Consider the following 6,494-nt stretch of genomic DNA (forward strand, 5'->3'; position numbering starts at 1 on the left):
CATGCCGGGTCGGCCTGCAGCGATTCGAAGGCCTCGGCCAGCGCCGAGATCAGCGCGAGGTCGAAGAAGTTGTGGGGCGGCCGGCACATCTCCACCGTGGCCGTGTGGCCGGCGCGGTGGATCGAGAGGTCGGACGGATTCGCTGCTGTGCTCATGGGACTCCTGTCTGGCTGTTCTTTTTCAACGATATAACAGATACATGTTTTTTAAAAGCACATATGTATTATTATTTGACCAGCCCGAAGCCCGGGCAGGTCGGCGAACGACCGGTTCAGTCACGAACTCAGGAGCAAAAAAATGGAGACAAGCAGGCGCCGGCTGTTGCTGGCATTGGCGGGAACGGCGGGCGCGGCGGTGGCGGGACCGGCCTTCGCGCAGGGCACGGCCTTTCCGACGCGGCCGATCAAGATCGTGGTGCCGTTCACGCCCGGCAGCGGCTCGGACAACTCGGCGCGCTACTTCGGCGACCAGCTCGCCGCGCAGCTCGGCCAGGCGGTGGTGGTCGAGAACAAGCCCGGCGCCAACGGCATCATCGCGCTGCAGCAGGTGAAGAACGCGCCGGCCGACGGCTACATGCTGCTGCTGGCGAGCAACTCGCCGATGGCCGTGAACCCGCTGACCATCAAGGACCTGGGCTACGACTCGGTGAAGGACTACAAGCCGGTGTCGGGCCTGACGCGCGGCATGAACGTGGTGGTGGTCTCGAACGATTCGCCGTTCGCGAGCATCGAGGCGCTGCTGGCCGCCAGCAGGAGCAAGTCGCTCACCGTCGGCACCTACTCCGCGGGCTACCAGCTCGCGGCGGCCTGGCTCGCCAACGTGGCCGGCGGCGACTTCACCAACGTGCCCTACAAGGGACAGGCGCCGATCATGACCGACGTGATCGGCAACCAGCTCGACTTCGCGCTGGTCGACCTCGGCGGCGCGATGCCGCTGATCAAGGGCGGCAAACTGCGCCCGCTCGCGGTCTCGGGCGAAGCGCGCAACCCCGACCTGCCCAGCGTGCCGACGATCCGCGAGAAGGGCTTCAACGAGTACGTGCAGTACAGCTGGGTGTCGTTCTACGTGCGCTCGCAGACGCCCGACGACGTCACCGCGAAACTCGCCGAGGCGCTGCAGAAGACGCTGGCCACCGAGGACGCACGCGCCTTCGTGCGCAAGTCGGGCGCCGAGCTCATGCCCTACCCGCCCGAGAAGATGCAGCGCTTCCACCTCGAGGAGATCGCGCGCTTCCGCAAGATCGCGGCCATCGCCAACATCAAGCCCGAGTGACCCAGAATGGCGGCATGAACCAAGCCGTCCCCTCGTCCGAAGCCCCCCTCTACAACGCGCCGGCGCTGGTCGCCTATGCCGATGCCCTGCTGCAGAAGTGCAGCCTCGCCGCGCCGATGGCCGCGAGCGTGGCGCGCACGCTGGTCGAGGGCGACCTGCTGGGCCACGACACCCACGGCCTCGCGCTGCTCGCGGGCTATGCGAAGGAACTCGAGGCGGGCGACATGGCACGCGAGGGCGTGCCCGAGGTGCTGTCGGACCGCCCCGCCGCCGTGCTGTGGGACGGCCGGCGCCTGCCCGGCCCCTGGCTCATGGAGCAAGGCCTCGACCTGCTGATCCCGCGCGCCCGCGAACTCGGCACCGCCTCGCTGGTGATCCGCCGCAGCCACCACATCGCCTGCCTCGCGGTCTACATGCTGCGCGCGCTGCAGGAGGACATGCTGATGCTGCTGGCCTGCTCCGACCCCAACACCGCGAGCGTCGCGCCCTTCGGCGGCACGCAGGCCGTGTTCACGCCCAACCCGCTGGCGCTGGGCTTCGGGCTCTCGCAGGGCGGCGTGATGGTCGACATCTCGGCCTCCATCACCACCAACGGCATGAGCAACCGCAAGCGCGCGGCCAGCGAGACCTTCGCCGAGCAGTGGCTGATCGACGCGCAGGGCCGGCCCTCGAACGATCCGCAGGTGCTGTTCGACAGCCCGCCCGGCACCCTGCTGCCGGTGGGCGGCCTGAGCCATGGCCACAAGGGCTACGGCATGGCGCTGCTGGTCGAGGCGCTGACCGGCGGCCTCGCGGGCCACGGCCGCGCCGACCCGCCCGAGGGCTGGGGCGCGACCGTGCATGTCACGCTGCACGACCTGCATGCCTTCGGCGGCAAGGCGGCCTTCCTGCGGCAAATGGACGAGGTGGCCGAGCGCTGCCGCGGCAATGCGCCCATCGACCCGGCGAAGCCGGTGCGGCTGCCGGGTGAAGGCGGGTTGAAGCGTCGGGAGGCGCAATCGAGGGACGGGGTGCGGCTGCACCCGTCGATCGCGCGTTCGCTGCAGGAGGTGGAGCAGCGGCACGGCCTGCGGCTGGCGCAGGCGCTGGCCCGATGAGCTAGGTGGCGGGAGTGACGCGCACGGCCGTCACTTCCAGGGCTTCGCCCAGCCGCAGCTTGCGCATCAGGTCCATCGCCGCCAGGCGTTCGGCGGGCGGCAATGCCTCCTTCAGGCCGAAGGCATCGGACAGCTCGTCGACCTCGTGTTCCCCGGTCACGCCGGTGAGCTCGCGCACCTCGAAGCCGATCGACGCGAGGAAGGGCAGCAAGGCCTCCTCGGTGAAGTAGTGGAGATGGAACGGCGGCGCGAACCACTTCCATCGGTCGAGCTGTCGCTGCGCGACCAGTCCACCCCAGCAGGGCACCGCGATGTCGAGCACGCCGCCCGGCAGCAGCAGGTCATGGATGCGCCGCAGCGCCGCATAGGGATCGGGCATGTGCTCGAGTGCATGAAAGCTCACCACCGCGTTCGCGCGCGGCAGGGACAGGGCCGCATCGGACAGGGTGCCGCAATAGCCGCGCCCTCCATGGGCGTTGAGAAACGCGATCCCTTCGGGCGAGGGATCGACGCCGATGCAGTCGTACCCGAGCTTTCCGAGCTCCAGCATGACTAGGCCGTGCATGCAGCCGACCTCGATCACGGTGGCATCGCCGGGCTGGCCGAATCGCTCGAGGATGCGGGCAATGTGCCGGGCATGGTTGGCCTTGTCCGATGGATCGGCCCGGTAGCGCGCGACATCGTCGTCGCCGATGTCGGTGAAGGCGTTGCGGGCGCCATAGATGGCGGCCAGTTCCTCGTTGGACGGCAGCGGCCACATCAGTTGCGCCTTGCAGCCCGAGCACTTGACCAGGTCGCCGTGGTAGTGCTTGAGCATCTTGAGCGCCTCATGGCCGCCGCACGCAGGACAGGTGAACGGCGCCCGCAGGCCCAGGGATTCCAGCCCGCCGTGGGCGTGGGCGAGGTCCCGCTCGAGCGACGCCAACCGCATCGCGCCGTCGGCAAGGGTGGCTTCGAGCTGATCGATCCGCAGCGTCTTCGCGCCGATCTCGGCCAGGCCGGCGTCGATGTCGGCGCGCGCCGCCTGCGCGGTCGACGTTCGCTGCATGGTGTAGCCGAGTGCTCCCAGGAATGACTTCGCCGCCGTCTTGATCATGCAATGCCCCGTGTCGACCGTGGAGGGGAAGGCGATGCCGGTCATCGCCCGTCGAGCCGGTTTTCTACCACCGGGCGCCAGGAGGGCCTTGCCTCCATGCGCGCTCGATGACCGTAGGACTATTCAGCGTCGGACGGTTCCGCCGGCCGCGCCTTGCGCGTGGCCGGCTTCGCGAGGCTCTCGAGGTAGAACTGCTTGCCGCCCTCGGCCACCACGTGGTCGATGCTGGCGGTGATGGCCGACAGGTGGATGGTCTCGGCGTTGTCGGCGGTGCTGCCGAAGCGGCAATCGAAGTCCCAGAAATCGGCGCCGGCCGGCAGTGCATGGCCGCGCTCGCGCTTGATGTACTTGCGGATTTCGTGCTTGATGGCTTCGAGGAGGCGGTCGGGGTGCTTGCCCTCGACCTGAAGCTGGAAGGTTTTTCTCATGGGTGATGGTAACCAATGCCCCGCCGCGCCACTGTGTACAGTCGGCGGCTCAACGGAAAGCAGGTGAAAGACATGGCGCGCGCGAACGACTGGGCAAGCAAGGTGATGGCATTGATCAACGGCGGCAATCCCACCGCGGCCATCGCGCAGATCAAGGTCGCGCCCTCGGTCAAGGACCTGAAGGCGCTGCAGACCATCATGACGCTCTCGAAGATGAAAGGCCGCTATCCGAACGTGGATGCGGCCATTGCGGACAACCTGGCGCTGCTCGCGGCGCCCCGGCTGCACCGCTCGCCCTGACAGCCGGCTCTACAGCGCCTGGCCGAGGCGCTTGACGCCCTCTTCGATCTTCGCCACGTCGGCGGTCGCGAAGCTCAGGCGCAGGGTCGCCACGTCGGGGTTCTCGGCATAGAACGGCGCGCCGGGCACGAAGGCAACCAGCTTCTCGATCGCGCGCTTGGCGAGTTCGTTGGCATTGGCCAGCTTGCCGTTGGCGCCCGTGAGGCGGGCCCAGAAGAACAGGCCGCCATTGGGCTGGGTGAAGCTCACCGCGTCGCCGAGCTCGCGCTGCAGCGCCTGGCCCATGGCCTTGGCGCGCTGGCCGTAGACCTCGCGCACATGCGCCAGCGTAGCCGGCATGCGGCCGCTCTTGAGGTACTGGGCCGCGGTGGCCTGCGAGAAGGTGCTGGTGTGGGCATCGCTGAACTGCTTGCACATGGTGGCCTTGGCCAGCAGCTCGGCCGGCGCGATCATCCAGCCGATGCGCAGGCCCGGGCTCAGCACCTTGCTGAGGCTGCCGCAATGGGCGAGCAGCTCGCGGCTGCCGGGCACGTCCTTGCTCAGGGCCAGGATCGACGGGGGCGGCGCCTCGCCGAAATAGAGGTCGCCGTAGGGATCGTCCTCGACGATCAGCGTCTGGTACTTCACGGCCAGCTCGAGCACCTTCTTGCGGCGCTCCAGGCTCAGCATCGCGCCGCTGGGGTTGCCGAAGGTGGGGATCAGGTAGACGAACTTGGGCTTGTGCTCGGCGATCAGCTTCTCGAGCTCGTCGGTCTTCACGCCGTTGGCGTCGATCGGCGCGCTGATGAGCTGGGCGCCGTAGAGGCGGAAGCACTGGATGGTGGCCAGGAAGGTCGGGCCCTCGACGATCACCTTGTCGCCGGGCGAGATCATGGTCTTGCCCAGCAGATCGAGCGCCTGCTGGCTGCCGGTGGTGACGATCAGGCCGCTGGGGTCGACCTCGACGCCCTTGGTCTTCATGAAAGCGCTGAGCTGCGCGCGCAACGGCTCGTAGCCTTCGGTGGCGCCGTACTGCAGCGCGCCACCGGCCTCCTCGGCCAGCACCTTCTGGCTCGCCTCCTTGAGGCCCTCGACGTCGAACATCGCGCTGTCGGGGAAGCCGCCCGCGAAGCTGATGATGCCGGGCTTGCCCAGCAGCTTGAAGAGTTCGCGGATGGCGGAGGTTTCGACGTTGTCGAGGCGGGAGGCGAATTGCATGGTCAGTCTCACTTTCTGGCCGCCATTGTGGCGAAAGCCGCGGGAAATTAAGTTGCGTAGGTCATTCCCGTTTCAGCGATATATTGCGCGTGCCTTTGTCCCGCCCCATGAAAAAAGAAAACATCGCGCCCTTCTTCGCCGTCCTGCAGGCCGCCAACCCCACGCCCGAGACCGAACTCGAATACGACACGCCCTTCGAGCTGCTGGCCGCCGTGCTGCTGTCGGCGCAGGCCACCGACGTGGGCGTGAACAAGGCGACGCGCAAGCTGTTCCCCGTGGCCAACACGCCGCAGGCGATCCTCGACCTCGGCGTCGAGGGCCTGGAGGGCTACATCAAGACCATCGGCCTGTACCGCAGCAAGGCCAAGCACCTGATCGAGGCCTGCCGCATGCTGGTCGAGCAGCACGGCGGCGAGGTGCCGCGCACGCGCGCCGAGCTCGAGGCCCTGCCCGGCGTGGGCCGCAAGACCGCCAACGTGGTGCTCAACGTGGCTTTCGGCGAAGCCACCATCGCGGTCGACACCCACATCTTCCGCGTCGGCAACCGCACCGGGCTGGCGCCGGGCAAGACGCCGCTCGAGGTCGAGCTCAAGCTCGAGAAGCGCGTGCCGCTCGAATACCGGCTGCATGCGCACCACTGGCTGATCCTGCACGGACGCTATGTCTGCGTGGCGCGCACGCCGCGCTGCTGGGACTGCGCGGTGTCGACCTACTGCGACTACAAGCCGAAGACGCCCGCGCCCAAGCGCTGAGCCGGCGTCAGAGCGACCGGAGCTCGACCACCTGCCAGCCGCCGAAGGGCAGCGGCGTCGACGGCCACTCGGTGGCATCGCGCGGACAGCGCGTGCCCGCATGCAGCAGCGACACGGCGCGCAGCACACCCGCATGCGCGACCCACAGCGCATCGCCCTGCCCGGCTTGCCAGTCGTCGTAAGCGCCGGCCACGCGTGCCATGAAGACACGCACGCTCTCGCCATGCACGCCGGCGCGGGTGTCTGCGAAGTCGGCGGTCCAGGCATCGAGCTCGGCGAGTGCGATGGCCGACCAGGACTGCCCTTCCCAGGCGCCGAAGTCCATCTCGGCGATGCGCACATCGTGTTTCAC

At 68.2% G+C, this 6,494-nt stretch carries 8 protein-coding genes; 4 read left to right on the top strand and 4 right to left on the bottom strand.

Translation table 11 applies throughout. The features are described from left to right. The first annotated feature begins 297 nt into the window (after window positions 1-297). Together AC27VN_RS29090 and AC27VN_RS29095 are read left to right on the top strand one after the other, a co-directional pair. Entirely contained in the window at window positions 298-1,272 is a 975-nt protein-coding gene (locus AC27VN_RS29090) for a tripartite tricarboxylate transporter substrate binding protein (protein WP_208510866.1), read from the top strand. A 14-nt stretch (window positions 1,273-1,286) separates the two neighbouring features. Then, a complete protein-coding gene (locus AC27VN_RS29095; RefSeq protein ID WP_490878789.1) occupies window positions 1,287-2,369 on the top strand; it encodes an Ldh family oxidoreductase in 1,083 nt (360 codons plus the stop codon). A 1-nt stretch (window position 2,370) separates the two neighbouring features. Here the strand turns inward: AC27VN_RS29095 and AC27VN_RS29100 are convergent, their stop codons facing one another. Further along, the gene (locus AC27VN_RS29100; RefSeq protein ID WP_490878790.1) at window positions 2,371-3,510 is read right to left on the bottom strand and encodes a class I SAM-dependent methyltransferase; all 1,140 of its coding nucleotides are present in this window, start codon (window positions 3,508-3,510) and stop codon (window positions 2,371-2,373) included. Window positions 3,511-3,584: 74 nt separating this feature from the next. After that, window positions 3,585-3,893 (bottom strand): DUF6172 family protein, encoded by a 309-nt coding sequence (locus tag AC27VN_RS29105; protein ID WP_490878791.1) that lies wholly within the window; start codon window positions 3,891-3,893, stop codon window positions 3,585-3,587. 72 nt (window positions 3,894-3,965) lie between these two features. On the opposite strand from AC27VN_RS29105, the gene AC27VN_RS29110 reads away from it, so the two are divergent. Continuing rightward, the gene (locus tag AC27VN_RS29110; protein WP_093342309.1) at window positions 3,966-4,193 is read left to right on the top strand and encodes a hypothetical protein; all 228 of its coding nucleotides are present in this window, start codon (window positions 3,966-3,968) and stop codon (window positions 4,191-4,193) included. Window positions 4,194-4,202: 9 nt separating this feature from the next. Here the strand turns inward: AC27VN_RS29110 and AC27VN_RS29115 are convergent, their stop codons facing one another. Further along, on the bottom strand, window positions 4,203-5,390 hold the full coding sequence (locus tag AC27VN_RS29115; RefSeq protein WP_093342311.1) for an aminotransferase-like domain-containing protein: 1,188 nt from the start codon (window positions 5,388-5,390) through the stop codon (window positions 4,203-4,205). Between the two features lie 107 nt (window positions 5,391-5,497). Here AC27VN_RS29115 and nth point away from each other — a divergent pair, with 107 nt between their 5' ends. Beyond that, window positions 5,498-6,142: an endonuclease III gene (gene nth / locus AC27VN_RS29120; RefSeq protein ID WP_490878792.1), complete on the top strand. Its 645-nt coding sequence runs from the start codon at window positions 5,498-5,500 to the stop codon at window positions 6,140-6,142. Between the two features lie 7 nt (window positions 6,143-6,149). Here the strand turns inward: nth and AC27VN_RS29125 are convergent. Further along, window positions 6,150-6,494, bottom strand: a 345-nt coding sequence (locus AC27VN_RS29125; protein WP_490878793.1) for a histidine phosphatase family protein, incomplete at its 5' end; no start/stop codon positions are given.

The organism is Variovorax sp. 20P10.2.4, from assembly GCF_058244205.1.

What these genes read in the sequence shown, in the direction of transcription:
- AC27VN_RS29095 (WP_490878789.1), top strand. Translation starts at nt 1,287, where the DNA reads ATGAACCAAGCCGTCCCCTCGTCCGAAGCCCCCCTCTACAACGCGCCG.
- AC27VN_RS29090 (WP_208510866.1), top strand. Translation starts at nt 298, where the DNA reads ATGGAGACAAGCAGGCGCCGGCTGTTGCTGGCATTGGCGGGAACGGCG.
- AC27VN_RS29110 (WP_093342309.1), top strand. Translation starts at nt 3,966, where the DNA reads ATGGCGCGCGCGAACGACTGGGCAAGCAAGGTGATGGCATTGATCAAC.
- AC27VN_RS29100 (WP_490878790.1), bottom strand. Translation starts at nt 3,510, where the DNA reads ATGACCGGCATCGCCTTCCCCTCCACGGTCGACACGGGGCATTGCATG.
- AC27VN_RS29105 (WP_490878791.1), bottom strand. Translation starts at nt 3,893, where the DNA reads ATGAGAAAAACCTTCCAGCTTCAGGTCGAGGGCAAGCACCCCGACCGC.
- AC27VN_RS29115 (WP_093342311.1), bottom strand. Translation starts at nt 5,390, where the DNA reads ATGCAATTCGCCTCCCGCCTCGACAACGTCGAAACCTCCGCCATCCGC.
- nth (WP_490878792.1), top strand. Translation starts at nt 5,498, where the DNA reads ATGAAAAAAGAAAACATCGCGCCCTTCTTCGCCGTCCTGCAGGCCGCC.